The 25,905-nt window shown below is 68.2% G+C and carries 23 protein-coding genes; 7 read left to right on the forward strand and 16 right to left on the reverse strand.

Going from position 1 to position 25,905, the window contains the following annotated elements:
- The first annotated feature begins 150 nt into the window (after nucleotides 1-150).
- Entirely contained in the window at nucleotides 151-891 is a 741-nt protein-coding gene (locus tag ACSQ3M_RS08075) for a sulfite exporter TauE/SafE family protein (protein ID WP_436149552.1), read from the forward strand.
- A gap of 1 nt (nucleotide 892) precedes the next feature.
- On the opposite strand, the gene ACSQ3M_RS08080 is transcribed toward ACSQ3M_RS08075, so the two are convergent.
- The 3 genes from ACSQ3M_RS08080 to ACSQ3M_RS08090 form a co-directional block, all read right to left on the reverse strand.
- On the reverse strand, nucleotides 893-1,177 hold the full coding sequence (locus ACSQ3M_RS08080) for a DUF882 domain-containing protein (protein WP_164547524.1): 285 nt from the start codon (nucleotides 1,175-1,177) through the stop codon (nucleotides 893-895).
- A 537-nt stretch (nucleotides 1,178-1,714) separates the two neighbouring features.
- Nucleotides 1,715-2,218 (reverse strand): GNAT family N-acetyltransferase, encoded by a 504-nt coding sequence (locus ACSQ3M_RS08085; RefSeq protein ID WP_436149553.1) that lies wholly within the window; start codon nucleotides 2,216-2,218, stop codon nucleotides 1,715-1,717.
- Nucleotides 2,218-2,646, reverse strand: coding sequence for a nucleoside deaminase (locus ACSQ3M_RS08090; RefSeq protein WP_436150285.1), 429 nt, complete (start codon nucleotides 2,644-2,646; stop codon nucleotides 2,218-2,220). The genes ACSQ3M_RS08085 and ACSQ3M_RS08090 overlap by 1 nt, the downstream gene beginning before the upstream one ends.
- A 173-nt stretch (nucleotides 2,647-2,819) precedes the next feature.
- Between ACSQ3M_RS08090 and ACSQ3M_RS08095 the strand changes: the two genes are divergently transcribed.
- Both ACSQ3M_RS08095 and rsmD read left to right on the forward strand, forming a co-directional pair.
- A complete protein-coding gene (locus ACSQ3M_RS08095; protein WP_436149554.1) occupies nucleotides 2,820-5,207 on the forward strand; it encodes a pseudouridine synthase in 2,388 nt (795 codons plus the stop codon).
- Nucleotides 5,208-5,217: 10 nt separating this feature from the next.
- On the forward strand, nucleotides 5,218-5,778 hold the full coding sequence (gene rsmD, locus ACSQ3M_RS08100; protein ID WP_436149555.1) for a 16S rRNA (guanine(966)-N(2))-methyltransferase RsmD: 561 nt from the start codon (nucleotides 5,218-5,220) through the stop codon (nucleotides 5,776-5,778).
- A gap of 31 nt (nucleotides 5,779-5,809) precedes the next feature.
- Here rsmD and ACSQ3M_RS08105 read toward each other — a convergent pair whose 3' ends face one another.
- Nucleotides 5,810-6,265: a hypothetical protein gene (locus ACSQ3M_RS08105; protein WP_436149556.1), complete on the reverse strand. Its 456-nt coding sequence runs from the start codon at nucleotides 6,263-6,265 to the stop codon at nucleotides 5,810-5,812.
- Here ACSQ3M_RS08105 and ACSQ3M_RS08110 point away from each other — a divergent pair.
- Nucleotides 6,258-6,932, forward strand: coding sequence for a DUF2306 domain-containing protein (locus ACSQ3M_RS08110; protein WP_436149557.1), 675 nt, complete (start codon nucleotides 6,258-6,260; stop codon nucleotides 6,930-6,932). The genes ACSQ3M_RS08105 and ACSQ3M_RS08110 overlap by 8 nt on opposite strands.
- A gap of 12 nt (nucleotides 6,933-6,944) precedes the next feature.
- On the opposite strand, the gene mutL is transcribed toward ACSQ3M_RS08110, so the two are convergent.
- The 8 genes from mutL to ACSQ3M_RS08150 all read right to left on the reverse strand — a co-directional run bounded on the left by mutL (nucleotide 6,945) and on the right by ACSQ3M_RS08150 (nucleotide 17,570).
- Nucleotides 6,945-8,756 carry a DNA mismatch repair endonuclease MutL gene (gene mutL / locus ACSQ3M_RS08115; protein WP_436149558.1) on the reverse strand — a complete coding sequence of 604 codons (1,812 nt, stop codon included), beginning with the start codon at nucleotides 8,754-8,756 and terminating at the stop codon, nucleotides 6,945-6,947.
- Between the two features lie 19 nt (nucleotides 8,757-8,775).
- The gene (locus ACSQ3M_RS08120) at nucleotides 8,776-10,068 is read right to left on the reverse strand and encodes a M16 family metallopeptidase (RefSeq protein ID WP_436149559.1); all 1,293 of its coding nucleotides are present in this window, start codon (nucleotides 10,066-10,068) and stop codon (nucleotides 8,776-8,778) included.
- Between the two features lie 52 nt (nucleotides 10,069-10,120).
- Nucleotides 10,121-11,431, reverse strand: a complete 1,311-nt coding sequence (locus ACSQ3M_RS08125; protein ID WP_436149560.1) for a M16 family metallopeptidase — start codon at nucleotides 11,429-11,431, stop codon at nucleotides 10,121-10,123.
- Nucleotides 11,432-11,572: 141 nt separating this feature from the next.
- Nucleotides 11,573-12,229, reverse strand: a complete 657-nt coding sequence (locus ACSQ3M_RS08130; protein ID WP_436149561.1) for a hypothetical protein — start codon at nucleotides 12,227-12,229, stop codon at nucleotides 11,573-11,575.
- 149 nt (nucleotides 12,230-12,378) lie between these two features.
- On the reverse strand, nucleotides 12,379-12,867 hold the full coding sequence (gene lspA / locus ACSQ3M_RS08135; RefSeq protein ID WP_436150286.1) for a signal peptidase II: 489 nt from the start codon (nucleotides 12,865-12,867) through the stop codon (nucleotides 12,379-12,381).
- Between the two features lie 8 nt (nucleotides 12,868-12,875).
- Nucleotides 12,876-15,869 (reverse strand): isoleucine--tRNA ligase, encoded by a 2,994-nt coding sequence (gene ileS / locus ACSQ3M_RS08140; RefSeq protein ID WP_436149562.1) that lies wholly within the window; start codon nucleotides 15,867-15,869, stop codon nucleotides 12,876-12,878.
- A gap of 191 nt (nucleotides 15,870-16,060) precedes the next feature.
- On the reverse strand, nucleotides 16,061-17,044 hold the full coding sequence (locus ACSQ3M_RS08145; RefSeq protein ID WP_436149563.1) for a bifunctional riboflavin kinase/FAD synthetase: 984 nt from the start codon (nucleotides 17,042-17,044) through the stop codon (nucleotides 16,061-16,063).
- 79 nt (nucleotides 17,045-17,123) lie between these two features.
- Nucleotides 17,124-17,570, reverse strand: a complete 447-nt coding sequence (locus ACSQ3M_RS08150; RefSeq protein ID WP_436149564.1) for a MaoC family dehydratase — start codon at nucleotides 17,568-17,570, stop codon at nucleotides 17,124-17,126.
- Nucleotides 17,571-17,848: 278 nt separating this feature from the next.
- On the opposite strand from ACSQ3M_RS08150, the gene ACSQ3M_RS08155 reads away from it, so the two are divergent.
- The gene (locus tag ACSQ3M_RS08155) at nucleotides 17,849-18,232 is read left to right on the forward strand and encodes a response regulator (protein WP_126113555.1); all 384 of its coding nucleotides are present in this window, start codon (nucleotides 17,849-17,851) and stop codon (nucleotides 18,230-18,232) included.
- Nucleotides 18,233-18,293: 61 nt separating this feature from the next.
- On the opposite strand, the gene ACSQ3M_RS08160 is transcribed toward ACSQ3M_RS08155, so the two are convergent.
- The 3 genes from ACSQ3M_RS08160 to ACSQ3M_RS08170 form a co-directional block, all read right to left on the reverse strand.
- Entirely contained in the window at nucleotides 18,294-19,151 is an 858-nt protein-coding gene (locus ACSQ3M_RS08160) for a TIGR01459 family HAD-type hydrolase (protein ID WP_436149565.1), read from the reverse strand.
- Nucleotides 19,152-19,235: 84 nt separating this feature from the next.
- The gene (locus ACSQ3M_RS08165) at nucleotides 19,236-20,690 is read right to left on the reverse strand and encodes an EAL domain-containing protein (RefSeq protein WP_436149566.1); all 1,455 of its coding nucleotides are present in this window, start codon (nucleotides 20,688-20,690) and stop codon (nucleotides 19,236-19,238) included.
- 145 nt (nucleotides 20,691-20,835) lie between these two features.
- Nucleotides 20,836-22,617: a hypothetical protein gene (locus tag ACSQ3M_RS08170; RefSeq protein WP_436149567.1), complete on the reverse strand. Its 1,782-nt coding sequence runs from the start codon at nucleotides 22,615-22,617 to the stop codon at nucleotides 20,836-20,838.
- Nucleotides 22,618-22,799: 182 nt separating this feature from the next.
- Between ACSQ3M_RS08170 and ACSQ3M_RS08175 the strand changes: the two genes are divergently transcribed.
- The gene (locus tag ACSQ3M_RS08175; protein WP_436149568.1) at nucleotides 22,800-24,140 is read left to right on the forward strand and encodes an aspartate aminotransferase family protein; all 1,341 of its coding nucleotides are present in this window, start codon (nucleotides 22,800-22,802) and stop codon (nucleotides 24,138-24,140) included.
- Between the two features lie 14 nt (nucleotides 24,141-24,154).
- Nucleotides 24,155-25,258, forward strand: a complete 1,104-nt coding sequence (locus ACSQ3M_RS08180) for a serine hydrolase domain-containing protein (protein WP_436149569.1) — start codon at nucleotides 24,155-24,157, stop codon at nucleotides 25,256-25,258.
- A 9-nt stretch (nucleotides 25,259-25,267) separates the two neighbouring features.
- Here ACSQ3M_RS08180 and ACSQ3M_RS08185 read toward each other — a convergent pair whose 3' ends face one another.
- Entirely contained in the window at nucleotides 25,268-25,762 is a 495-nt protein-coding gene (locus ACSQ3M_RS08185) for a peptide deformylase (RefSeq protein WP_436149570.1), read from the reverse strand.
- Nucleotides 25,763-25,905 lie beyond the last annotated feature (143 nt).

Genomic DNA, 25,905 nt, shown 5'->3' on the forward strand with positions numbered 1-25,905 from the left:
ACGCCCTCCATTGTGGCTGCCATGATGACGTCCGCGCCCGCTGAGGCAAGCAAGGACGCTACGGCCGGGACCGTAGTATCCACTCGCGACAGGAACGGGCAGGACTGCGACAAGCGACCCGACGCAATCGACCGACAGGGCCGCAGGATCATGGACCAGACGACGCTCCTTACCTTCATCGCCGCGACCTTCGTGCTCGCCGGCTTCGTCAAGGGCGTGATCGGGCTCGGCCTGCCGACGATCGCCGTCGGCGTGCTCGGCGTGGTGATGGCGCCGGCCCAGGCCGCCGCGCTGCTGGTCATCCCCAACCTCGTCACCAATAGCTGGCAGATCACCGGGCCGAAGCTGAAGGCCATCGCCATCAGGCTCTGGCCGATGCTGGCCGGGACCTGCGTCGGCACCTGGGCCGGCGCCGGGCTCCTGGAAAAGGCCAAGGACGGTTCGGCCACGCTCTGGCTCGGCATCGCGCTGGTGCTCTATGCGCTGGTCGGCCTGAAGGCCGCCAAGCTGCGGGTGCCCGAGAAGGCCGAGATCTGGCTCGGCCCGCTGGTCGGGATCATCACCGGCGCCGCCACCGCCGCGACCGGCGTCTTCGTGCTGCCGGCGGTGCCCTATCTGCAGGCGCTCGGCTTCGACAAGGACGAGCTGGTGCAGGCGCTCGGCCTCTCCTTCATCGTCTCGACGATCGCGCTATCCTTCGGACTGGTCGGTGCCGGCGCGCTCGATATGAAGGTCGCCGGCGCCTCGCTGCTGGCGCTGCTGCCGGCGCTGGCCGGCATGTGGTTCGGCCAGGCGATCCGCCAACGCATCTCGGCGGCGACCTTCAAGCTCTGCTTCTTCGCAGGCCTACTCGCGCTGGGCGGCTATCTGGTCGCCCGGGCCTGGCTCTGAGCTAGCGCCCACGCCCCGCATAGGCCAGGCGGCGGCTGCGCTTCTTGCCGTACCAGGCGATTTCGCGATCGCCGACATCGACATGGACGAGGCCGTTCGAATAGGAGCCGACGCCGCCGACGCTCTCGATCGCCTTGGCGGCGGCCGCAGCGTTCCTGGGCGAGGTGGCGAGCGGGCGGAAATCGATGGCGTTGCCGCGATAATGCTGGGAGTTGCGGGCATGGCGACCGCCACAGGTCGAGGTGATCTGGATCGGGCCTATCTTGGCGGTGAGTTCCTTGATCATGCCAAGGGTCTCCGGCTTGAGGCAGCCGAGCCCTTTCACCTGCGGCTGAAACGAGATCTTCGCGAGCGCGGTATCCGCGGCAAGGGAGGAGGACAGAGGCCAACAGGCCGCGAACAGCGCAGCCAACGCAACTTTACGCATAATGGAGATGAACCGATTTTGGGGAATGGAAGGCTCAAGCCACCATTCCTTGGTCTGGCTGAGCAGTGCATCGGCGACCTACAAACGATACAAGGCCAAAACATGGCGATATACGCCAGCAACGCCAAAACCGATCAACTCTGCGCTTCCTTACCCCATCAGGGGTAGGCCCATCGAACTAGGCCTTCGATAGAACATATATACCTAATTTATATTTCAGTCAGAACCAGCATATACGTCGAAATCAAGATAATTACCTAAAACCCAAGTGCTAAGCCGGTCCCTGGAAGAATTCGCACACCAGCTCTGCCGCCGCGCTTTAGGCTGTGCCACCGTGGCCCTCGATGCGCTGACGAAGTCGACTTCCGATCGGCGAAGCGGCTTTGAAACGGACGGCTACAGCCCGAACGCGGCCGGATAGCTGACCGATCCCCGCTCGCCGGCCAGGGCTCCCGGCACCAGTTCCAGCGCCATGAAGGCCTCGCTGGTGAAAGGAGAGGCGAGATTCCGCGCCAGCGCCGCCGAGAAGCCGAAGCGCGGGTAATAGTCGGGATGGCCGAGCACGATCACGGCCTCGGCTCCGGCCGCCTTCGCCTCATGGAGCGCCGCCACGATCAGCCGGCCGCCGATGCCCTGCTTCTGAGATCCCGGCTGAACGGCCATCGGCGCCAGCGCCAAGGCCTTCACCGTGCGGCCGTCCATTGTGGTCGGCAGCCAGCTCAACAGGATATGGCCGACAATCGCATTGTCCCGCTCGGCGACGAGCTCGACGGCGGTAAGGCCATCCCGGCGCAGGCGCTCGACGATGCCGACCTCGTCCTCGCCACCGAAAGCTGCGCGGTTGAGCGCCGCAATGGCTTCTGCATCAGCCGGTTGCGCCGCGCGAATGGCGCCAGCCATCAGCGCCGCTCCCGGAAGAAATCGCGCAGCAGCTCCGCCGCCTCGCGCTCGCTCAGGCCGCCATAGACCTCCGGCGCGTGGTGGCAGCTCGGGCTGCGATAGAGCCTGACGCCGTTCTCGACAGCCCCGCCCTTCGGGTCGGGCGCCCCGAAATAGAGCCGCCTGATCCGGGCGAAGGAGATCGCCGCCGCGCACATCGGGCAAGGCTCGAGCGTAACATAGAGATCGCAGTCGATCAGCCGTTCCGATTGGATCGCTTCGCAGGCCAGCCGGATCGCCAATGTCTCGGCATGGGCCGTCGGGTCCTTCAGCTCGAGCGTGCGGTTGCCGGCGCTCGCCAGCACCTGTCCGTCGCGAACGACCACGGCGCCGACCGGCACCTCGCCACGCTCCGCCGCGGCGCGCGCCTCGCCCAGCGCCAGCGCCATCGGCATCACTTCGGCCTTGCTTGCGTCGATCGATCCCATAAAACCTTCATCTTTGCCGTCGCAGCGCACGAAAGCGCCTGCTACAAGCGCCGGCTAATACCAGATTCAAAAGCCGCTGCCGTCCCGGATCGCTTCGCAACCCGGTCCGTGATGATCCGGCTTCAGGAGCCACCATGAGCGACGACAACAACCAGAAAAGCCGAGGCCCGCGCAAGGGCGGCGGAACCGGCGGCCGTGGCGGCGGACGCGATGGCGGTCCCGGACGTGGCGGGCCTGGTGGCAGGCCGCCCGCGCGCGGCGGCTCCGGCAAGCCGCCCTCCCGCTCGCGCGATGGCGAGGACCGGCCCCGGCGCGCACCCGCTGAAGGGGCCGAGCGTCGCCGCAGCGAGGGCGAGCGCCCGGCGGCGCCGCGCTTCGAGAAGAAGCCGTTCCGCGAGCGCCCGAGCGGCGAGCGCCCGCCACGCGAAGGTGGCGAGCGGCCACGCGGCGACCGGCCCGGTGGGTTCGGGCGCCCTTCCCGCGATGGCGCACCGTCGCGCCCGCCGCGCGAGGGAAGCGAGCGGCCATTCCGCGACCGCGGCGGTGACGAACGCCGTACCAGCCATCCCCCGCGCGACGGCGAACGGCCAAGTCGTGACAGGACTGGCGGCGACAGGCCCGGCGGGTTCGGGCGTCCTTCCCGCGACGGCGCACCGTCACGCCCACCGCGCGAGGGAGGCGAGCGGCCATTCCGCGGCGGCGACGAGCGCCATGCCAGCCGGCCGCCCCGCGATGGTGAGCGGCCACGTGGCGACAGACCCGGCGGCGACAGGCCCGGTGGCTTCGGGCGCCCGTCCCGCGATAGCGCGCCGTCACGCCCGCCGCGCGAAGGCGGCGAGCGTCCCTTCCGCCAGCGCAGCAATGACGAGCAGCGTCCGAGCCGGCCGCCGCGTGAGGGCGAGCGTCCCCGCGGCGACAGGCCGGCGGGCAAGAGCTTCGGCGGCGCCAGAGGCGGTGAAGGCCGCAGCTTCGGCGCCAAGCGCTTCGACGCGCCGCGCGGCAGCAATCCGACCCGCACCCGCCCCGATCGGGCGCATCGCAACGCCGCCGAGATCGCCGAGGCGGTCTCGGTTCCGGCCGCGCCGCAGGAGCCCGAGCGCATCGCCAAGGTGATGGCGCGCGCCGGCGTCGCCTCGCGCCGCGATTCCGAGGCGATCATCGCGGAAGGCCGCGTCAGTGTGAACGGCAAGATCATCGAGAGCCCGGCGCTCGATATCGGCCCGAACGATGTCGTTCTGGTCGACGGCGAGGCGTTGCCGGCACGCGAGCGCACGCGGCTCTGGTTCTACCACAAGCCGCGCGGCCTGGTGACGACCAACCATGATCCGGAAGGGCGCCCGACCGTGTTCGACGCGCTGCCGGAGGATCTGCCGCGGGTGCTCTCGGTCGGCCGGCTCGACATCAACACCGAAGGCCTGCTGCTGCTCACCAATGATGGCGGGCTGGCGCGGATGCTGGAGCTCCCCGAGACCGGCTGGCTGCGGCGCTACCGCGTCCGCGCCTTCGGGCAGGTGAACCAGGGCCAGCTCGATACGCTGAGGGGCGGCGTCACCATCGACGGCGTCCAATACGGACCGGTCATCGCCCAGTTCGAGCGCGAGCAGGGTTCGAACACCTGGCTCACCGTCGACCTGCGCGAGGGCAAGAACCGCGAGGTCAAGACGGTGCTGGAGCATCTCGGCCTGCAGGTGAACCGCCTGATCCGGGTCTCCTTCGGCCCGTTCCAGCTCGGCGACCTGCCCGAGGGCGAGGCCGAGGAGGTGCGCTCCAAGGTGCTCAAGGACCAGCTCGGCACCGAATTGATGGCCAAGGCAGGGGTCGATTTCGACTCGCCGCGGCGCGACGAGGGCCCAGCGGCGGAACGACCCGCGCGCGGCAGGCCCGCACCTGCCGGCGACGACCGGCCACGCCGCCGTCCTCGCGCCGAGCAGGACGAACGGGGCGAGGATGGGAGCCTGATGCGCGGCGACAAGCCGTGGACGCGCGGCGTCTGGCGCGATGCCGAAGCCGAGCCGCAGCGCGATCGCAAGGCGGCACCGCGACGCGGCCTCGATCCCAAAGAGGAGCGGCAGGCACGCGAGGCGGCCGGCACCGTCAAGCGCATGCGCGACAAGGCGATCGCCGATCCGAAGGGGCGGCGCGTCAAGGTCGAACGCATCAGCGCCAAACCGAAGGACGAGCCACGCGAGGAGCGCCCGGCGCGCGCGCCACGCAGCGAACGCCCGGAGCGGGCACCACGCGAGGAGAGCTTCGGGCACGATCGCAGCGGCGAGTCGCCTTGGCGTGGCGCCGGCGACTGGGCCGACAAGCCGCCACGCGGCAAGCGTCCGCCCAGCGGCGGCGCTGGCGAGGCCCGGCCCGAGCGTCCGTTCCGCGACAGGCCCGCAGGTGACCGCCCGGGCGGCGATCGGCCCGGCGGACGCGGCGGCCCGCGCCCCGGCGGCGACAAGCGCCCACCGCGCTCCGGTCCGCCACGGTCCGGCCCGCCGCGCTCAGGTGGCGGGCGTGACCGCCGCGGCTAAGGCTTAACCGATGCGCATCGTCGGGGGGCGCTTCGGCGGCCGGCCACTCGTCAGCCCGAAACCGGGGATCGGCGCGATCAGGCCGACCTCGGATCGCCTGCGGGAATCGCTGTTCAACGTGCTGGCGCATGGCCATGGCGAGGCGGCGGCCGGTGCGCGGGTGCTCGATCTCTTCGCCGGCACCGGCGCGATGGCGTTCGAGGCGCTCTCGCGGGGCGCCGCCTTCGCGCTGCTGGTCGATGACGGGGCCGAGGCGCGCGGGCTGATCCGCGAGAACCAGATGGCGCTGGGGCTCGCGGGCTATAGCCGCATCTTCCGCCGCGACGCGACGAAGCTCGGCCCGATCACCGGCATGGCGCCCTTCGACCTCGTCTTCTGCGACCCACCCTATCGCAAGGGACTGGGCGAGAAGGCCCTCGCCTCGGCCCGCGAGGGCGGCTGGCTGGCGAAGGATGCGCTGGTGCTGCTGGAGGAAGCTGCGGACGTTGAGATCGCGCTGCCGGAGGGTTTCGAGGAGCTAGACCGACGGGATTATGGTGAGACGCAGGTGCGGTTTCTGAAGGCGGGCTGAAGCAAAGGATCGTCACGCTCCCAGCTACGCCTCAGGATAGCTTCGGTTCGACGCAGGCGGGATCGCCGAGCCGGACGAAGTTCGCATTCAGCGGATACACGCGTCGCGGCTGAAGTGCTGTGCCGGTGTGCCCGAGCATCCACAGGACGGCAGCGCTGCCCTGATCTTTGAGCGTCACGCTGACCGCATAGGGCTGGGCCTCGGGTATTACTTCGAGTCGGCCGGCGAAGCTCGGCATCGGGCCGGAGGCATCGCGGGCAGCTTCGAGACGCAGTGCGGTACGCCCGCATCTTGCGCCCTCGGTCACCTCGATGCCGCACCAGCCTTCGCCGCAGCGGACGATATCGAGGATCAGCCTAGGGCGTTGCGCCGACCAGCGTCCGGTCAGATCGGGCGCATCCGCGGCATGCGCCTGGCCCAGCGCCACGCTGGCGACAAAAAGCGCGCCCAGCGTCCCGGCTCGACGGGAGAAGGCATGGATGCGCAATCTCAGCACGGTCCGACGCGTGCGCCCGGGCGCCGTTGTCGCTGCACTGATCATCGCCATCCTTGTCGCTCCTACGACTGGGTTCGCCATTGCGATCGGGAGCAATCTGCTGCCCCTGCCCGACGTCCTGCTGCTGGTCCGCCAGAAGCTGCCATTGGCGTTTCCGCTCCATATGATCGCATCGGGGCTGGCGCTGATCTTCATAGCGATCGCGGCGGCGACGAGGCATCGGCGTGGCGTTCATCGGGCTGCGGGGCGCATCGCAGCGCTCTGTGTCTTGATCGGGGGATTGACGGCCCTGCCCGTGGCGCTGGCGAGCGAAGCCGGTCTCGTCGCGCAGGCCGGCTTCTTCGTGCAGGGTATCGTCTGGCTAAGCTTGCTGGTCGCGGCACTGATCGCGATCAGGATCGGCCATGCGAAGCGGCATGCGCGCCTGATGATGGCGATGGCGGCAGTCGCATCCGGCGCAATCTGGCTGCGGGTGGCGGTCTGGTTTGCGGTCGCGCTGCAGCTCCCGTTCGAAGCGAGCTATGCGATTGCTGCGTGGGCCGCCTGGCTCCTGCCGTTGGGTCTCGCCCTGCTTCTCGGCAGGTCCGGTGCCGGCGCACGCCTTGCCGACCATCGACCTCAGCATCGCAGGACGCAGATGCCGCTCCTGCGGACCTGACCGACAGGCGCCCTAGCGCCGCCCGAACAGCTTCTCGATATCGCTGAGCTTCAGTTCGACATAGGTCGGCCGGCCGTGATTGCACTGGCCGGAATTCGGCGTTGCTTCCATCTCGCGCAGCAGCGCGTCCATCTCCTCGGGGCGCAGGCGGCGGCCGGCGCGGACCGAGTTGTGGCAGGCCATGGTCGCCAGCACATGGTCGAGCCGACGCTCCAGCGAGCCGGCGTCGCCATGCTCGGCGAGCGCATCGGCGACGTCGCGGACGATGCCCTGCAGGTTGCCGCCAGCGATGGCGGACGGCGCCTCGCGCACCAGCACGGCGCCGGGGCCGAAGCTCTCGATGACGAGGCCGAGCGAGGCAAGATCGGGAGCGGCTGCGTTCAGCCGGTCGGCATCGACCGGATCGAGCTCGACCACCTCGGGCAGCAGCAGCGGCTGACGGGCGATGCCAGCCTTGGCCCGCTCGGCCTTTAGGCGCTCATAGACCAAGCGCTCATGGGCGGCATGCTGGTCGACGATGACCATGCCGTCGCGGGTCTGGGCGACGATGTAGGTGCCGTGGACCTGGGCGCGGGCAGCGCCCAGCGGCCGGTCGAGCGCGTCCTGGGCCGGCTCGGCGAGATGGGCGCGGGCATCGGCCGAGGGCATGGCGAGATCGGAAAAGCCGGCCTGCATCGGCTGCGCGCCCGGCTCGGGCATGCGCCAGTCGGCCACGCTGCCGAAGTTCGGGTGCTGGATCGTCTGCGGGCCGCCACCGAGGCCGCCGCCTGAAAAGACCGCGCGGAAGGCATCGAGCGTGCGGGCGCCGCCGGTGGTGGTGGCGCGATGGCCGGCGCCGGCGAGCGCGGCCTTGAGACTCGAAACCACGAGCCCGCGCACCAAAGCCGGATCGCGGAAGCGGACCTCGCTCTTGGCCGGGTGGACGTTGACGTCGACGACGGCGGGATCGCAGAGCACGTCGAGATAGAGCACGGGATGCCGGTCCGAGGGCACGACGTCGGCATAGGCGCCGCGCACCGCCGAAAGCAGCAGCTTGTCGCGCACCGGGCGGCCATTCACCGCCATGTGGACGCCGGCCGAGGTGCCGCGATGGAAGGTCGGCAGGCCGGCGAAGCCCGAGAGCCTGACGCCCTCGCGCTCGGTTTCGACCGATAGCGCATTCTCTGGAAAATCGCGGCCGAGCGCGCGGCCGAGACGGCGCAAACGGCCCTCCTCGCTGAATGGTTCGGCCGGCCAGTCGAAGGCTGAGACATGCTCGCCCTCGAGCGAGAAGCGGATTTCGGGATGGGCAATGGCGAGCCGCCGCAGCATGTCGGAGACGGCCTGCGCCTCGGCCCGGTCGCTCTTCAGGAATTTGAGGCGGGCCGGCGTGAAGATGAAGAGATCGCTGACCTCGATGCGCGTCCCGGATGCGGCGGCCGCCGGTCTGACCGCCCCCTTCGTGCCGGCTTCGACCACGAGGGCAGAGCCCTGCGCCGCCTCGCGCTGGCGGGTGGTGATCGAGAGCCGCGCCACCGAACCGATCGAGGGCAAGGCCTCGCCACGGAAACCGAGCGAGCGAATGGCGAAGAGGTCGCCATCGGGCAGTTTCGAGGTGGCGTGGCGCTCGACGCAGAGGGCAAGGTCATCCGGGCTCATGCCGGAGCCGTCGTCGACGACGCGGATCAGCTCGCGCCCGCCGGCCCGGATGGTGACGGCAATGCTGGTGGCACCGGCATCGATCGCGTTCTCGACCAGCTCCTTCACCGCCGCAGCCGGCCGCTCGATCACCTCGCCGGCGGCGATGCGGTCGACCAGGACGGGATCGAGACAGCGGACGGTCATGGCGGTGGCGACGGCCGCCTCAGACCAGCCCGACCGGCCGGCCGACGGCCTGGACGAGCAGCTTGCCGTCGCCGAACAGGCGCTGGGCGACGCGCCGGACATCGGCCAGCGTCACCGCGGCGAAGCGCTGGTTGCGCGTCTCGACGAAGTCCGGCTGCTCGCCGCGGATCGCCAGGCCGAGCAGTTCGCCGGCGATCTTCGGCGAGGTGTCGAAGCGCAGCGAATAGGAGCCGATCAGATAGCGCTTGGCCTCCTCGACCTCATGCTCGCTCGGCCCTTCGGTCACGAGCTTGGCAATCTCCTCGCGGATCACGCTCATGGATTCAGCGACGCGGTCATTGCGGGTCGAAGTGCCGCCGACGAGGAAGCCGGTCTGGCGCAACGGCATCAGGCTGGAGGAGACGCCATAGGCGAGGCCGCGCTTCTCGCGCACTTCCATGAACAGGCGCGAGGTGAAGGCCGAGCCGCCGAGGATATGGTTCAGCACGGTCGCGGCGATGAAGTCCGGGTCGTTCCACATCACCCCGGGACCGATGAAGCGCAGCACGGTCTGCGGCACATCGAGATCGAGCACATGCGTCTGCCCGAGATCGCCGATCGGCAACGGAGCGGCTGGCTGGGCGCGCGGCGCGCCGGCCGGCAGCACGCCGAACAGGGCGTCGAGCCGCGTGGCCAGCTCGGCCGCGGTGATGTCGCCGACCGCGACGACCTTCAGCCCGCCGCGCGTGAACAAATCGCGCGTCAACGCCTTCAGCCCCGCCGGCTGCAAGGAGCCGACGCTGGCGACATCGCCGCGCTCGGGCCGGCCGTAGGCGTGGCCGGGGAAAGCCGCGGCGAAGAGCGCGTTGCGGCAGATCACATCGGGATTCTGCGCCTGGCGCTGCAGCCCGGCGATCACCTGCGCCTTGACGCGCGCCACCGCGTCGGCGTCGAAGCGCGGCGCGTTGAGCGCGAGGCCAAGCAGCTCGAAGGCGACCTCGCGATGCTGCGACAGGGTCTGGAGCTGGCCGTGGAAATCGTCGCGCCTGGCGTCGAAGGAGAGGTTGATGGCGTGATCGGCAAGACGGCCCTGGAAGGCCTCGGCGTCGAGATCGCCGGCACCTTCGTCGAGCAGGCCGGAGACCAGATTGGCACTGCCGGCAGCATCGGCCGGGTCGCGATTGGCGCCACCATCGAAGGCGAAGTCGAGCGCGAGCAGCGGCAGGCTGTGCTCCTCGACCAGCCAGGCCTCGACGCCGCAGGCAGCAGTGACGCGCTGAACGGCGAGCGAGGGGCCGGGAGAGGCGATGGCGGGGGCGAGCGAAACGGTCATCAGCAATCCTCGATGGCAGCTCTGCGCTGCCCGTAATGGCTTGGTCGAAGCGTCAGGCCGCAGCCGGCAGGAGCAGGCCGGTGACCGAGCGGTCGGGCTTGAGATAGCGCCTGACCGCCTCGGTGACCTGTTCGCGCGTTACCGCCTCGATCCGTTGCGGCCAAAGCAGCACGTCCTCGACCGTCTCGCCGACGGCGAGCGAAGCCCCGAAAATGCGGGCGAGCGAGGACTGGCTGTCGCGAGCGAAGACCGTCTCGGCGACCAACCGGGTGCGAGCACGGGTGAGTTCGAGCTCAGTTGGCCCTTCCGCGATGAAGGCCGCGAGCGCGACGTCGAGTCCGGCTTCGAGCGCCACCATCTCGACACCCGGGCGCGGGCTGACCGAGAGCTGGAAGGTCGAGCGATCGACCATCGAGCCCATGAAATAGGCGCCAGCGCCGGCGGCAAGCTCCTGCTCGACGCAAAGCTTGCGATAAAGCCGCGAGGTCGTGCCGCCACCGAGGATCTCGGCCGCGAGCTCGAGCGCAAAGGCCTCGTCGCGCTCCGGCGAAACATAGGTCGGTGCCAGCCAGGCACGGCGCAGCGAGGGCTGCTGCACGCGTGGGTCGTTGAGCACGACGCGGCGCGCGGCACGCGGCTCGGGCTCAGCCGGGCGCTTGCGGCGCGGGGCATCGCCGCGGCCCGGGATCGTCCCGTAAGTCTCCTGCGCTAAGCGCAGAACCTGTGCCGGCTCGACGTCGCCAGCCACGACCAGAATGGCGTTCTCCGGTGTGTAGAAGCGCTGGTAATAGGCGAAGGCGTCGTCGCGGGAGAGTTCCTCGATCTCGTGCTCCCAGCCGATGACCGGCGTGCCATAGGGGTGGTGGACATAGAGTGCGCTGGAGAACTCCTCGCCGAGCTGCGCGGCGGGATCGGCGTCGACGCGCATGCGCCGCTCTTCCAGCACGACATCGCGCTCGGGCGCGACCACGCTCTCGTCGAAGGCGAGCCCGGTCATCCTGTCGGCCTCGTAGTCCATCATCGCGCGCAAATGTTCCTTGGGCACGCGCTGGAAATAGGCGGTGTAGTCATAGGAGGTGAAGGCGTTCTCCTGGCCGCCATAGCCCGCGACGATCTTGGAGAACTCGCCCGCTGGCCATTTCGCCGTGCCCTTGAACATCAGGTGCTCGAGGAAATGGGCGATGCCCGACTTGCCGGCCGGATCGTCACCGGAGCCGTTGCGGTACCAGACCATGTGAGTGACGACAGGCGCGCGATGGTCGGCGGCGACGACGATCTCGAGCCCGTTGGCGAGGCGGAAGGATTCGACCGGGCTGGCCGCGTTGCCGGACGGAACCTGGCCGGGCGGGGTATGGACCGTCATGATCGGATGAGGCTCCTGCGCGAATGGCGGCTTGATAGCAATCCGGCCCGGGCCCGCAAGGACCCGAGCCGGGAAAAGGCTCGTTCATAGATAGGTCGGCTGCGCCGGAAAACCAACGCGGCGCGAAACGATGGCTTGCGCCTACTCGTAGACCTTCTGGCCGGTGAGGAATTCGCGCTGGCCGACCGCCTGCTTGTCCTCGCGCGGCCCAGAGGCGCCCGGACCAAGGGCTGCCGTGCCGGCCGGGCGGCGATAGCCGGAGGGCGGCTCGTGCAGATAGCGGCGTGAGGGCTCCTTGCCATATTCGAGGTTGGAGGTATCGGTCGTGACTTGGCGCGCCGCCATCTCGCGGCCGATGCGGATCGGTGCGATCTGATTGTTGCCGGTGTTATGATCTTCGACGATGCCATCCGGCCCGTTGGTGCGGCCGGTCACGCGGCCGCGACGCAGCTCTTCCTGCGTCAACAGCGGCTTGGTATTGGCGCGATAGGCCTCGGTGTTCGAGAACAGAACGTTGGAACTGTCGCGCTCGGCCCTGCGGCGGGCGACGTCCGGATCATCGGGCCAGGCAGCGCTGCGGCTGGCGCCAGCCTCCTGCGGCTTCGGCAGGGTCGAGCCCGGCGGCACGACCAGCGGCGCGCGCTGCTTGTACTCGATGTCCGCCTTGTCGGTGCCGAACAGGCCGAGCCCGCTCACCAGGTTCTTGAAGAGCATGCCTTCCTGGGCGAAAGCAGGGGTCGTCGCCAGCAACAGGCCGCCCGCGAGCAGCATGCGCGAAGCGCGGATCCGATAAGCCATCTCACCTCTCCGTAGGAATGTCGGCCACTGTCATGGAGCAGCGGCGCGGCAAAAGCATGGCGGGCCTTTTAACCCATATCCGGCAAAATCGGGAGCACTTTTGCCGGATCAACGTAAATGGCTGTGGCCAGCCGGCTCAAGCGGCTTTGTCAGGCCGCCTTGGAACGGTCCGCGCCCGGCCGCAGCGACTCGTAGAGCAGGCCGAGCACGCCGAAGACGATCGCCGCGTCGGCGATGTTGAAGATGTACCAGCTGAAGCTGCCGACGTGAAAATGCACGAAGTCGACCACCGCGCCGTAGACGATGCGGTCGAGCCCGTTGCCGAGCGCACCGCCGATGATGAGCGCCAGGCTCACCACGGTGAGCTTGTCGCCGGTGCGCCACATCCAGCGCCAGAGCCAGATCGCCGCGACGATGGAGAGCACGACCAGCGCCCAGCGGCCGATATCGGTCGATTGCTGGAACAGGCCGTAGGAGATGCCGCGGTTCCAGGCGAGCACGATCTCCAGGAAGGAGGCGAGCTGGAACGGCCCCTCTTCGGCGAGGCGCGCGCCGAAGAGCAGCCAGAGCTTCAGCGCCTGATCGAGCACGAAGGTGAGCGCGACGATCCAGACGCCGAGGCGGCGCGCCGGCGTCATCCCGGCCTTCATGCCGCGCGCCCGAGCTCGCGCAGCGCCTTGGCGTCGCGCGGCGTCACCTCGGGGAAGCCGGGTTCGGCCGTGGCCGGATCGAAATACTTCCACGAGCGGGCGCATTTGATGCCCGAGGCCCGCGCCGGCACGACCGCGACACCGGGCACGTCCGGCAAGCGGAAGGCATCGGCCGGCCCCTCCCCGTCCACGATCTTCGCACCGGAGGTGATGCAGATCTCGGCGAGATCGAGGCCGCTCAGCGCCGCGCGCAGATCGGGATCGGCGATATGGACGATCGGCGCAGCCTCGAGCGAGGAGCCTATGCGCTTGGCGGCGCGCTCCAGTTCGAGCGCGCCGGTGACGACGCGGCGCACGCGGCGGACCTTGGCCCAGCGCTCGGCCAGCTCGGGGGCGAGCCAAGCATCGTCCACCTTGGCGAAGAGCTCGATATGGACGGACGCTTCGCCGGCCTTGGCATCCGGATAGCGTTCGAGCCAGGCCTCCTCCGCGGTGAAGACCAGGATCGGCGCGAGCCAGGTCGTCAGGCAGCGGAAGAGATGGTCGACGACAGTCAGCGCGCTCTTGCGGATATGGCTGGAGCGCGGGTCGCAATAGAGCGCATCCTTGCGGACGTCGAAATAGAAGGCCGAGAGCTCGGTGTTCATGAACTGCGAGAGCAGGGTCACAACCTTCTTGTAGTCATAGGTGCGGTAGGCCTCCTCGACCTGGGGGCCGAGCTCGGCGAGACGGTGCAGCATCAGCTGCTCCAATTCCGGCATCGAGGCCGGCTCGGAGATGCGGATCGCCTCGTCGAAATGGGCGAGCGTGCCGAGCATCCAGCGCATGGTGTTGCGCAGCTTGCGATAGGTCTCGACGAAGGTCTTGAGGATCTCCTTGCCGATGCGCAGATCATCGGAATAGTCGGCAGCCGCGACCCAGAGGCGCAGAATGTCGGCGCCGCTGTCCTTGATGATGTCCTGTGGGGCGGTGACGTTGCCCTTCGACTTCGACATCTTCTCGCCCTTCTCGTCGAGGCAGAAGCCATGGGTCAGCACCACGTCGAAGGGCGCGCGGCCACGCGTGCCGCAGCTTTCGAGCAGGCTCGAATGGAACCAGCCGCGATGCTGGTCCGAGCCTTCGAGATACATCACCTTGTCGCGGCCGCCATCGACGACGCGATGCGTCTTGAGATCGGCGCGCTTTTCCAGCGTGAAGGCATGGGTCGAGCCCGAATCGAACCAGACGTCGAGCACGTCGGTGACGCGCTCGTACTTCGCCGGATCATAGCCATGGGGCTTGAGGAAGCGGGCACCATCGGTGTCAGTGAACCAGGCGTCGGCGCCCTCCTGCTCGAAGGCCTCGGCGATCGCAGCGTTGACCTTCGGGTCGAGGAGGATCTCCTTGCTTTCCTTCTCGACGAAGACCGTGATCGGCACGCCCCAGGCGCGCTGGCGCGAGACCACCCAGTCCGGCCGGTTGGCGATCATGCCGTTGATGCGGTTCTCGCCGGCGGCGGGGACCCACTGCGTCTGCTTGATCGCGCTCAGCGCGCGATTGCGCAGCGTGTCGGCATTGCCGCCGGCGGTCGGCGCCGGAGCCTCGAGATCGGGCGCGCCAGCCTCGCCAAAGGGCTTGTCCATGGCGATGAACCATTGCGGCGTATTGCGGAAGATCACCGGCTTCTTCGAGCGCCATGAATGCGGATACTGGTGCTTGAGGCGCCCGCGCGCGACGAGGTTGCCGGTGGCGGCGAGCGCCTTGATCACGACCTCGTTGGCGTTGCCCTTCTCGCCCTTGTCGGTGATGACCTGCGCGCCCTCGAAGCCCGGAGCTTCCTTGGTGAAGCGGCCATCGGCATCGACGGTGTAGGGGATGCGCGTCTCGATACCGCGCTCGGCCAGCATGCGGCCATTGGCCGTCCAGACGTCGAAGTCCTCGCGGCCATGGCCCGGCGCGGTGTGGACGAAGCCGGTGCCGGCATCGTCGGTGACATGGTCGCCGTCGAGCAGGGGCACGTCGAATTCGTAGCCCTGGCCGCGCAGCGGGTGGGCGCTGGCGAGGCCGGCGAGATCGCTCGCAGCGACGTCGCGCACCAGCTCGTAGGCCTCGATCTTGGCGGTCTTGAACACTGACTCGGCGAGGTTCTTGGCCAGCACATAGCTCGCCCCGGCCTTGGCCCAGTTGCCCTCCGGCGCGGCAGTGATCCGGTAGAGGCCGTAGGTGATCTTGTTATGGAACGAGATCGCGCGGTTGCCCGGGATCGTCCAGGGCGTCGTCGTCCAGATCAGCACCGCCGCGCCAGCGAGTGGGCCGGAACCGAGTACCGGAAACGCCGCGAAGATCGTGTCGCTGGTGTGCTCCTCATACTCGACCTCGGCCTCGGCCAGAGCGGTCTTCTCGACCACCGACCACATCACCGGTTTGGAACCGCGATAGAGCTGGCCATTCTCGGCGAACTTCATGATCTCGCGGGCGATCTGCGCCTCGGCGCCATAGGCCATGGTCAGATAGGGATCGTCCCAGTCGCCCTCGACACCGAGGCGCTTGAACTCGTTGCGCTGGATATCGACCCATTTCTCGGCGAAGACCCGGCATTCCTTGCGGAACTCGACGACCGGCACATCGTCCTTGTTCAGGCCCTTGGCGCGGTACTGCTCCTCGATCTTCCACTCGATCGGCAGGCCGTGGCAGTCCCAGCCCGGCACGTAGTTCGAGTCGTAGCCGAGCATCTGCTGCGAGCGCGTCACCAGATCCTTCAGCACCTTGTTGAGGGCATGGCCGATATGGATGTTGCCATTGGCATAGGGCGGGCCGTCATGCAGCACGAAGCGGTCGCGGCCTTGGCCGGCTTCGCGCAGCTTGCGGTAGAGGTCCATCTTGGCCCAGCGGGCGAGCAGCTCGGGTTCGCGCTGCGGCAGACCGGCGCGCATCGGGAATTCCGTCTGCGGCAGGAACAGCGTCTGCGAATAGTCTGTGGTCTCAGGCTTCTCGGCGGTCTTGTCGGTCATGATCCGGCTCGGTGCGGATGGCGGCCTTCGAGGCTCGAGGCGGCGCCCATCCTGGAATGTCACGGGGAAGCGATCGTCGTCCCGGCCTGCGCAAACGCCCGCGCATCAGCGCAGGGCGGCAGCCGGGCCGGTAATTCGCTGGGGCGGAACGAGGAGCGGAGCGGACATCAGCGGCTTCTAGCAAAGCCTCGTCAGGGAAGAAAGGCCGGCGTCTTCGCCAGGATGTCGCGCGCGCTGGCACTGTCGGCATCCATCTGGATGATCAGTGCTTCAAGAGAGTCGAATTTCGCCTCGCCGCGCAGCCAGGCGACAAAGGCGACATCGACGGTCTTGCCGTAGAGATCGCCGGAAAAGTCGAAGACGAAGGTTTCGAGCCGGGGCGCGCCATCATCGAAGGTCGGGCGACTGCCGAAGCTGGCGACGCCATCGTGCCAGGCACCATCGATCTTCATCCGAACCGCATAGATGCCGAAGCGCAGGCGGCAATCGCGGGCCAGATGCATGTTGGCGGTGGGGTAGCCGAGATCGCGGCCACGCTTGTCGCCATGAGCAACCTCGCCACGCACGAACCAGGGCCGGCCGAGCAGCGCGGCAGCATGGCCGACATCGCCGGCTTCGAGCGCGGCGCGCACCAGGGTCGAGGAAACGGCCTCACCCTGGAAGGCAAAGGGCGGCACGACGGCGACGGGCACGCCGACATGGCCGGCCCGCGCTTGCAGCATCTCAGGCGAACCGGTGCGACCCTTGCCGAAATGGAAGTCGTAGCCGCAGACGAGACCGGCAGCGCCGAGCTGGCCGAGCAGCAACTCGTCGACGAAGGCCTCGGCCGGAATGCCGGCGATCGCGCGATCGAAGGCTATGATGAAGCTGGGTGAAAGCCCGAGGCCGGCGAGCAGCGCGACCTTGATCGGCTCCGGAGTCAGCCGGAAGACAGGCTGCTCCGGCCGAAACACGGTGCGCGGATGCGGCTCGAAGGTCAGCGCCGCGGCGGTGGTCCCCTGCCCGGCCGCCATCTCGCCGGCGACGCGCGCGAGCTCGGCATGGCCGCGATGGACGCCATCGAAATTGCCGAGCGCCAGCACCCGGCCGCGCAGTTCGGCTGGCACTGGCTTGCCGGGATCGAGGAGGAAGACGGGCTGCGTATCGGATCGCGGCGCGTCAGAAGATGAGGTCATGGAACGCAGGGTCGGCGCCGGGAAGCCCCGGCTAGCGCCGTGTTTGGCCCCAAGCGGCGGGGAGCGTCAAGACCGAGCTTCAGCCCTTTGCCGCGGTACGCGGCAACGCCACCCAGGCCTCGCCTTCGAGCACGGCCTTGCCGTCGACCAGGCATTCGCAGAACAGCCGGGCGCGGCGGCGCTCCGCTACGAGCTCCACCACCTCGACCTGAGCGGTGACGACATCGCCGATCTTCACCGGCGCGAGGAAATTGAGCGTCTGCGAGAGATAGACCGCGCCCGGCCCGGGTAGGCGCGTGCCGAGCAGGGCCGAGACCAGGCTCGCCGTCAGCATGCCATGGGCGATGCGCTGGCCGAACTTGGTATTGGCGGCATAGCGGTCGCAGAGGTGGATCGGATTGGCGTCGCCCGAGAGATCGGCGAACAGCGAGATATCGCGCTCCATGACGGTGCGCATCAGGCTCTCGCGCTGCCCAACGACCAGATCCTCGAAGGCGTGAACTTGATAGAGCGTGCTCGCCATCATCGGTCAGCTCTCGCAACTGCAGCACGGCGGAGGACCGCCTGCATCCGGATTTGAGCAGGAAGCGTCTCACACCTCGCTGCACCGCACCATTGAACTTTGGTGCTTGTTGGGTGGTTCCGCCCTCACCCAAAGGTAGCATGTCGCAAGGTCACTCCGCGACCGGGTTAACGGCTTTGAAACGTCGCCCGCCTATCACAGTTGACCAAAGGTCGCCTCTCTGCGAGAGCGGCCCGCGTCGGCATCGTCGGCGCCGCAGACTACTTGCTTGGAGCGCCGTCATGGCTGTCGATCCGTCAATGCCCATCCTGGTAGTGGACGACTATCAGACGATGGTGCGGATCATCCGTAACCTCCTGAAGCAGCTCGGATTCGAGAATGTCGACGACGCCTCCGACGGCACCGCCGCGATCGCCAAGATGCGCGACAAGAAGTACGGGCTGGTGATCTCGGACTGGAACATGGAGCCGATGACCGGCTACGAGCTACTGCGCCAGGTCCGTAACGAGGACGCCATCTCCGAGACGCCGTTCATCATGGTGACGGCGGAATCGAAGACCGAGAACGTCATCGCCGCCAAGAAGGCCGGCGTGAACAACTACATCGTCAAGCCGTTCAACGCGCAGACGCTGAAATCGAAGATCGAGGCGGCTTGCGCCGCCTGAGCGCGCTTTCCGTTCAACCGGAACGGTCGAACGATCAGAATTCGCGCCAGAGTATGCTCGCTCACCAGGCCAGATGCGGCATGGCGTAGTCGGGCCGGTGGCTCTGCCGCCCGAACCAGCCCCGCAGCGCCTCTTCCTCCAAGCCTGCCATCTCGCCGGCATGGATGCCGGCCACGCACATCAGCGAAGCAAGCCCATACCCGACCGCGCCGGCGATGTCGGTGCGGATCGCATCGCCGATCGCGAGGATGCGTGCCTTCTCGACCGTCTCGCCGCGCAATTCCTGGCCGAGGCGAATGGCGAGTTCGTAGATCGGCGCATGCGGCTTGCCGGCATAGATCGCCTTGCCGCCGAGCTTCTCGTAAGCGACAGCCAGTGAACCGGCGCAGGGCACGATGCGCCCGCCGCGATCGACCACGAGATCCGGATTGGCACAGATCAGCGTCAGGTCGCGGCGCGCGAAATCGGCGAGTTGATCGGCATAGGTCTCGGCCGTCTCGGTCTCGTCGTCGAACAGGCCGGTGCAGACGATATAATGCCCCTCGTCCGGCCCGACGCGCGGCGCATCGAGCCCGGCCATGAGCGGTAGGTCACGCGGCGGGCCGAGATGATAGAGCGGCTCGCCGGCGCGATGGGCGATCAGATCGCGCGCGACGTCGCCGGAGGTGACGATCGCGTCGAAGGTATCGCCGGGGACACCGAGCTTGCCGAGCTGGACGGCGATCTCCGAACGCGGGCGCGGGGCGTTCGAGACCAGCACGACCGTGACGCCGGCCGCCCGCATCTTCGCGAGGGCATCACAAGCCGCAGCGAAGGGCGCAACGCCGTTATGGACCACGCCCCAGATATCGCAGAGGCAGAGCTCGTACTGGCCGATGACGGGCGCAATTCCGGACAGAAGGCGGGTCGATGACGGCACGGGCGAAGAACTCCTAGCAAACAGGCGCGGCCTGTTTACGCGGCTTCGCCGGATCGAGCCAGCGCTTCCGTCCTCAGCGAGGGTTCAAGCGGTGGCGCGGCGCAGGATATCGCGGAAGGGCACGCGCTTCACGGCAGGCGGCTGCGCCAGGGCGGGATGCTCCACCACTTCGGCGGAAGCGGCCGGTGCTAGAGTGACCGCAAGCGTGGAGGCTGCGGCAGGAGCCGCCTCCGGTTGCGGCTCGGCGAAGACTTCGGGACGGACCGGACGTGGCGGCGAAAAGACGACGCCCTGGCCGTAAGCAATGCCGAGATCGAGCATGTCGGCGACCATCGGATCGTCCTCGACCTCCTCGGCCACGAGCTGAATCGAGCCGCGCGCAAGTTGAGTCGCGAGATCGCCAATGGCGATGTCGGCAAGCTTGCCGCCACGCGCCTCCGCCAGCAGCAACGCCGCCGAGGCCTTGACGAAGCGCACGCCACGATCGTGCAGCGAGACGGGATCGAAGCGCAGGTCCGAGACATGATCGAGCGCGAAGCGCACGCCACCTGCCGACATGGCGCCGAGCAGGCCGAGGCTCGCCGGCTCCAGCGTCCTGAAGACGCGCTGCGGCATCTCGATGACGAGATTGCCGATATGGTCGTGGTATTTTTCCAGGATGCGCGACAACGCCGCCAAAGCCCGGGATGAACCCCAGGTCGCCGCGCTGAAATTGCAGGAAACGAAGAGCTCGCCCGGCTTGCTGCCGAGATGACGCGCGATGGCGAGGGCGCGCGTCAGGACGAGCGCATCCAGCGTCGGCCCGAAGCCGCGCTCCTCGACCGTGGTCAGGAACTCGGAGGGCAGCAGCAACGTCTTCTCGTCGAGCCGCAGCCTGACCAGCGCCTCGTAGCCGCGGGTCCGGCGCTGCGGCAGGCTGACGATCGGCTGGAGATGGACCTCGACCTGCCCCTTGGCCAGCGCCTCGCTGATCAGAGCGGCGCGCTCCTCGGCGGCACGAAGCCGCGCGGCCTCGGTTGGATCCTGGCGGCTCGCAGTCAGGGGCTCCGGAATGCGGGGCTCGGCCCGCTCGGGCGTGAACGCCACGAGACGCGCCGGCTGCGGCTGCGGATTGGCGAGCCGCCCTTCGATCCGGCTGAGCTGGTCGTCGTGCTCGCCCAACGTGGTCGCGACCTGTTGCAGGAGATCGCCAAGCAGGCCGACCTCTGCTGTCAGTTCGTGGAGCATCGCCTTGGCGGGCGCAGCATCAGCCTCGGCCATCGGCAGCTGGTCGAAGCGCTTGGCCATCGTATCCACGCGGATCGCGTTGGTGGCGAGGCGGACCTTGACCTCGCCGATCGCAGCGAGCAGCTGCTCACGCTCTTGTACCCGGCCCCGACGCGCGAGAGCCGCAGCCCCGGCAAGACCGAGCCCTGCACTCAGGAGGCCGATCGCGTTGGCGAGATTCCCCGGCAGCAGCAAAATGGCGGCGGCGCCCAACGAAAAGCCGGCGACGCCGCTGGCGGCCGGAGAGAGAGCGCTGAGGCGGATGCGAGCCAAGGGCTGAAATCGCGCAAGGGGTTGAGGGGAAACGCGACGCTACGAATCAGCTGCGACCAGCACAGAGTAGCGGCCGGATTCATCGCCTGCGAGGCCCTTCGACAAATCTTGTAGGCGCGTCCGGAGAAGTACACAGAAACCCGTGCTAACGCGGTTGCAATCCGACCTGCCCGATGGCGGCGAGAATGCGGTCGCTGGCAGCCGGGGAGAACCCCTTGCGGTTCAGATAGAGGCGCGAATCGAGGGCAAATAGCGGCTCGGCCTGCCCGAGCACCCGCAGGACCTCGGCCAGATCGACACGATCGTCGGTGGCAGCACTCGCGACGGCGCGCCCGATCAAGCCGAGCGGGGTCTCGTCCGACTTGATCAAGGCGCCCTGGGTTTCGGCAAGCTTGCTGGCGCCGGTCAGGTGGGCCGCCAGGAACAAATAGACGTCGTACCAGGAGGGGCGTCCATTGCTCAGGGCGGCGGCGCGCTCGAGCAGTGGCAGCCCCTCTGCCGCGCGATCGAGTTGGACATAGCGTGCGCCAAGATCGGCCATGATGTCGGGATCGTAAGGGTTGCGCGCCAGCGCTTCCCGGCCCGATTTGAGCGCCTCTTCCGTCATGCCGCGCAGGAACTGCGCCTCCATCATCGCCTGGTGCGCCCGCGCACTCACCGGCGCCAGTCGCACGGCATTGACCGCAGCGGCAAGAAGGCGATCGAGCGGCGAGCCGGAGCGGACGTTCAGGCCGGAGGCGTATTCGTCCGTGGTGAGCAGCGCCAGATGCGACCAGGCCGGATGGAACTCGGGATCACGCGCGATAAGCGCATCGAGGCAGCTGCGGGCAGCGAGGTGGTCTTCCGCCCGCATGTGCCGGCGGACATTGAGCGCCTGATAGATACAGCTGGTCGCGGGCGGCAGCGTGGCCAGCCTGAGGTCGGCATGCAGGATGCCGTAAGGCTGGGCGAGGCGGATGGCCAGCCGCTGCGCCATTTCGCGCAGCTCCGCACCGTCCCCGAGCGCGGCAAGGCTGCGCTCGCCGGATGTCGTCCAGACGATGCGCCCATCCTTCGCAGTGCTCAACCGCACGAAGCCCTCGACCTTGTCGCCGGCCCGCGCGGTGTTGAGGGTCAGGACATAATCGGCCCCTTCCTCCGGTCGCAGCGCCGTGCCTGGCGTCTTGACCACGAGCAGGTCGTCGAAACGAGCCATGGTGTCGACGAGATGGCGCATGAACAGCCGCGTCGCATCCTCGATCGCAGGGTCGGCGATGTCGCCGGCGACGACGACGGCGACCACTGGCAGGCTCGCCGCCACCGTGACCGGCTCGGCGGCCGGTTCCGAGGCCGCCTGCTCCCGCGCGACGGACAAGGCTGGCCGCGGTGCGAGCGCTTCGCCCCTCGACAACGCCGCTCCGGCCTTCGGCTCGATCTCGGAGAAATGCCAGGTCGCAAGCCCGATCAGGGCCGCCAGCAGCGCTGCGGCGCCTGCATAGAACCGGAGCCGTACCGGTGCTGCAACCGGCATGGCGGCCCGCTCCGCATTCGTCAGCACCGCGACCGACTCCGGCCCGGACGCCGCGAGCCACGAGAAGCTCGGCACATAGGCTCCCACGGGAATCGCGATCCGGACCGGATCGCGCACGCCGTCAGCCGCGAAATAGAGGTTGAGCGCCTTGCGCAGCCGCCCCGCCTCGACCCGGACGATCGGATCGGATTGCGGATCGAAATCGGCGGAGCGGCCGAACGCCTCGACGGCGATGGTATAGCCTTTCAGCTCGCCGGCGCGGCCAGCCAGCGCCTGCTCGACGACATAGCTCAGGAAGGCGGTCAGCTGCGGCGCGCTGCGGAAGATATCCGACGCGAGGACGCGATCGAGCTGCGCACGGATCTGCTCCGCCGCGATGGGCTCGTTGCCGTCCGGACCAGCGACATCCTCGGCCATCGGGGCGTAGTCCAGTGTTAACCCCTTATTGAGCCTACGCCACAAACGACGTTACGTCACCTTACACCAGCAGACAGGCCGCCGCCCGCCGGACGCAGGCATGCCCCGAGCCGATGCGGATTTACAGCCCCGACCGCGCTGCTAGGTTGAGGAAGCTTTAAAAAACTAAATAGGACCGGATCATGACCTCTGCGCCGCGCGCCATCAGCTCGCCGAACGATCTCGAAGCCTATTGGATGCCATTTACGGCGAACCGGTCGTTCAAGCAGAACCCGCGCATGGTCGCCCGGGCCGAGGGCATGTTCTACTACACGCCCGAGGGCAAACCTGTGATGGACGGCACGGCCGGCCTCTGGTGCTGCAATGCCGGCCACGCCCGCGAGCCGATCATCGAGGCGATCCAGGCGCAGGCGCGCGAGCTCGACTACGCCCCCTCATTCCAGTACGGCCACCCCAAGGTCTTCGCCGCTGCGGCGCGGATCGCGGCGCTGGCGCCGGGCGATCTCGACCACGTCTTCTTCGCCGGGTCCGGCTCGGAAGCGGCGGATTCGGCGCTGAAGATCGCGCTCGCCTACTGGAACGTCTCGGGCAAGGGCTCAAAGACCCGGCTGATCGGCCGCGAGCGCGGCTATCACGGCGTCGGCTTCGGCGGCATCTCGGTCGGCGGCATGGTCAACAACCGCAAATTCTTCGGCGGGCTTTTGACCGGCACCGACCATATCTCGCATACCTATGATCGCGAGAAGCAGGCCTTCAGCAAGGGCGAGCCGGACTATGGCGCGCATTTCGCCGATGATCTCGAGCGCGTCGTCGCCCTGCACGACGCCTCGACCATCGCCGCCGTGATCGTCGAGCCGATGGCGGGCTCGACCGGGGCGCTGCCGCCGCCGAAGGGCTATCTCAAGCGGCTGCGCGAGATCTGCGACAAGCACGGCATCCTCCTGATCTTCGACGAGGTCATCACCGGCTTCGGCCGTCTCGGCTTCGCCTTCGCCGCCGAGCGCTACGGCGTCATCCCCGACATGATCACCTTCGCCAAGGGCGTGACCTCGGGCACGGTGCCGATGGGCGGCGTGATCGTGCGCAAGCACGTCTACGATGCCTTCATGGGCGGACCGGACAACGTCATCGAGCTGTTCCACGGCTACACCTATTCCGGCCACCCGCTGGCGGCTGCGGCCTGCCTGGCAACGCTCGACATCTATCGCGAAGAGGGCCTGTTCGAGCGCGCCCGAGCGATGGAGGAGAGCTGGGCCGATGCGGTGATGAGCCTGAAGGGCGAGCCGAACGTCGTCGATATCCGCACGCTCGGCCTGGTCGGCGCCATCGACCTCGCGCCACGGGCGGAGGGTGTCGGCAAGCGCGCCTATGAGGCGATGGACCGCCTCTTCCGCGATGAGGGCCTGATGGTCCGCACCGCCGGCGACACCATCGCCTTCTCGCCGCCGCTGATCATCACGGAAGCCCAGGTCGAGGAACTGGTCGAGAAGCTGCGCCGGGTGATCCGGGCTGTGGCGAACTAAGGCGTTCCGGCGCCATGGACCGGCGCGTTTTTCTCGCTGCGACCGGCGCCGCGCTGCTGGCGCGCCCCGCCGCGGCACAGGTCCCGATCCGCCAGTGGGCGCAGTTGTCGCTGGGCGAGGCTGGCTTCAGGCCAGACGCTGGCGAACGCATCGAGAAGGCGTTCGCCGCGGGCGAACTGAAGGGCCTGCATGGCCTTGTCGTGCTCCGGCACGGCAAGATCGCGCTGGAGCGCTATTTCCCCGGCGCCGACGAGATTTGGGGGACGGACCGCGGCGTCATCGCCTTCAACGCCGACGAGATGCACGACCTGCGCTCGGTGTCGAAGAGCATCGTCGGCCTCCTCTACGGCATCGCTCTGGCAGAGGGGCTGGTGCCGAAGCCCGAGGCATCGTTGCTGGCGAGCTTTCCGGACTATCCCGACCTCGCTTCCGACCCCGCCCGCCAGCGGCTGTGGATCGAGCACGTGCTGACGATGACGATGGGCCTGGAATGGGACGAATCCCTGCCCTATAGCGACCCGCGCAACAGCGAGATCGCGATGGAGCAGGCGCCCGACCGCTACCGCTTCGTCCTCGACCGACCGATCATCCGTCCGCCCGGCGAGACTTGGACCTATAGCGGCGGGGCAACGGCCTTGCTCGGCCACCTCATCGCCAAAGGCGCCGGCCAGCGGCTCGGCTTGTTCGCATCGAGCCGCCTGTTCGCGCCGCTCGGCATCCACAATTTCGCCTGGACCAACGGCTTCGACGGACAGGAGGCGGCGGCTTCGGGCCTGCGCCTGCGTCCGCGCGACCTCGCCGCCATCGGCCAGCTCCTGCTCGACAAGGGCGTCCATGAGGGCCGGCAGGTCGTGCCCGCCGATTGGCTGACGCAGAGCCTGACCTCGCGGACCAAGACCGGCGGCGGGCTCCACTACGGCTATCAATGGTACCTGCCGCGCTACGGCACGCCGTCGGTGCGCTACGGCGCCTTCGGCAATGGCGGCCAGCGCCTGCTGGTCGCACCGGACCTCGACCTTGTCATCGCGATCACCGCCGGCAACTACAACCGTCCGGATGGCTGGCAGACCTCGGTGAAGCTGGCCGACGAGTTCGTCTTCGGCGGGCTGGCGAAATAGCCGGCAGGCTCAGCCCCGCCGCAGCTTGTTGTAGCGGGCGATCAGCCTGTCGCGCTTGAGCCGGGACAGGCGGTCGATCCAGAAGGTGCCGTCGAGCTGGTCGATCTCGTGCTGATGGCAGATGGCGAGCAGGCCGTCCGCGTCCTCGCTCTGCTCCATGCCGCCAAGATCCTGATAGCGCACGCGGATGCGGGCGTGGCGTTCGAGCTCGTCGGTGACGCCCGGCATCGAGACGCTGCCCTCGGTATGGCGGATGGTTTCGCGCGAGACCTGGTCCAGCTCCGGATTGACATAGGTGCGGGCCTCCCCGGGCGTCAGCTCCAGCACGACGAGTCGCGAGAGCACGCCGACATGCGGCGCCGTGATGCCGATGCCCGGCGCCGCCCGCATCGTCTCGAGCAGATCCTCGGCGAGCGCACGCAGATCCGCGTCGAAGCGCGTGACCGGCGTCGCTGGCAGCCGCAGACGCGGATCGGGAAAGCTCAGGATCGGACGAACAGGCATGGCGAGATCGTAACGCTTTCCGCGACTGAAGCGTCATTGCAAGTGCAGCGTAACAATCCAGGTGGGCGCACTCTACGCTCCCTAGGTTGCTACGCCTTACTCCTCACAAGAATGATATCGCGATCGGATCAGAAGTCTGCCCG

The sequence above is a fragment of the Allobosea sp. LjRoot90 genome (assembly GCF_964254315.1).
Taxonomy (GTDB): domain Bacteria; phylum Pseudomonadota; class Alphaproteobacteria; order Rhizobiales; family Beijerinckiaceae; genus Allobosea.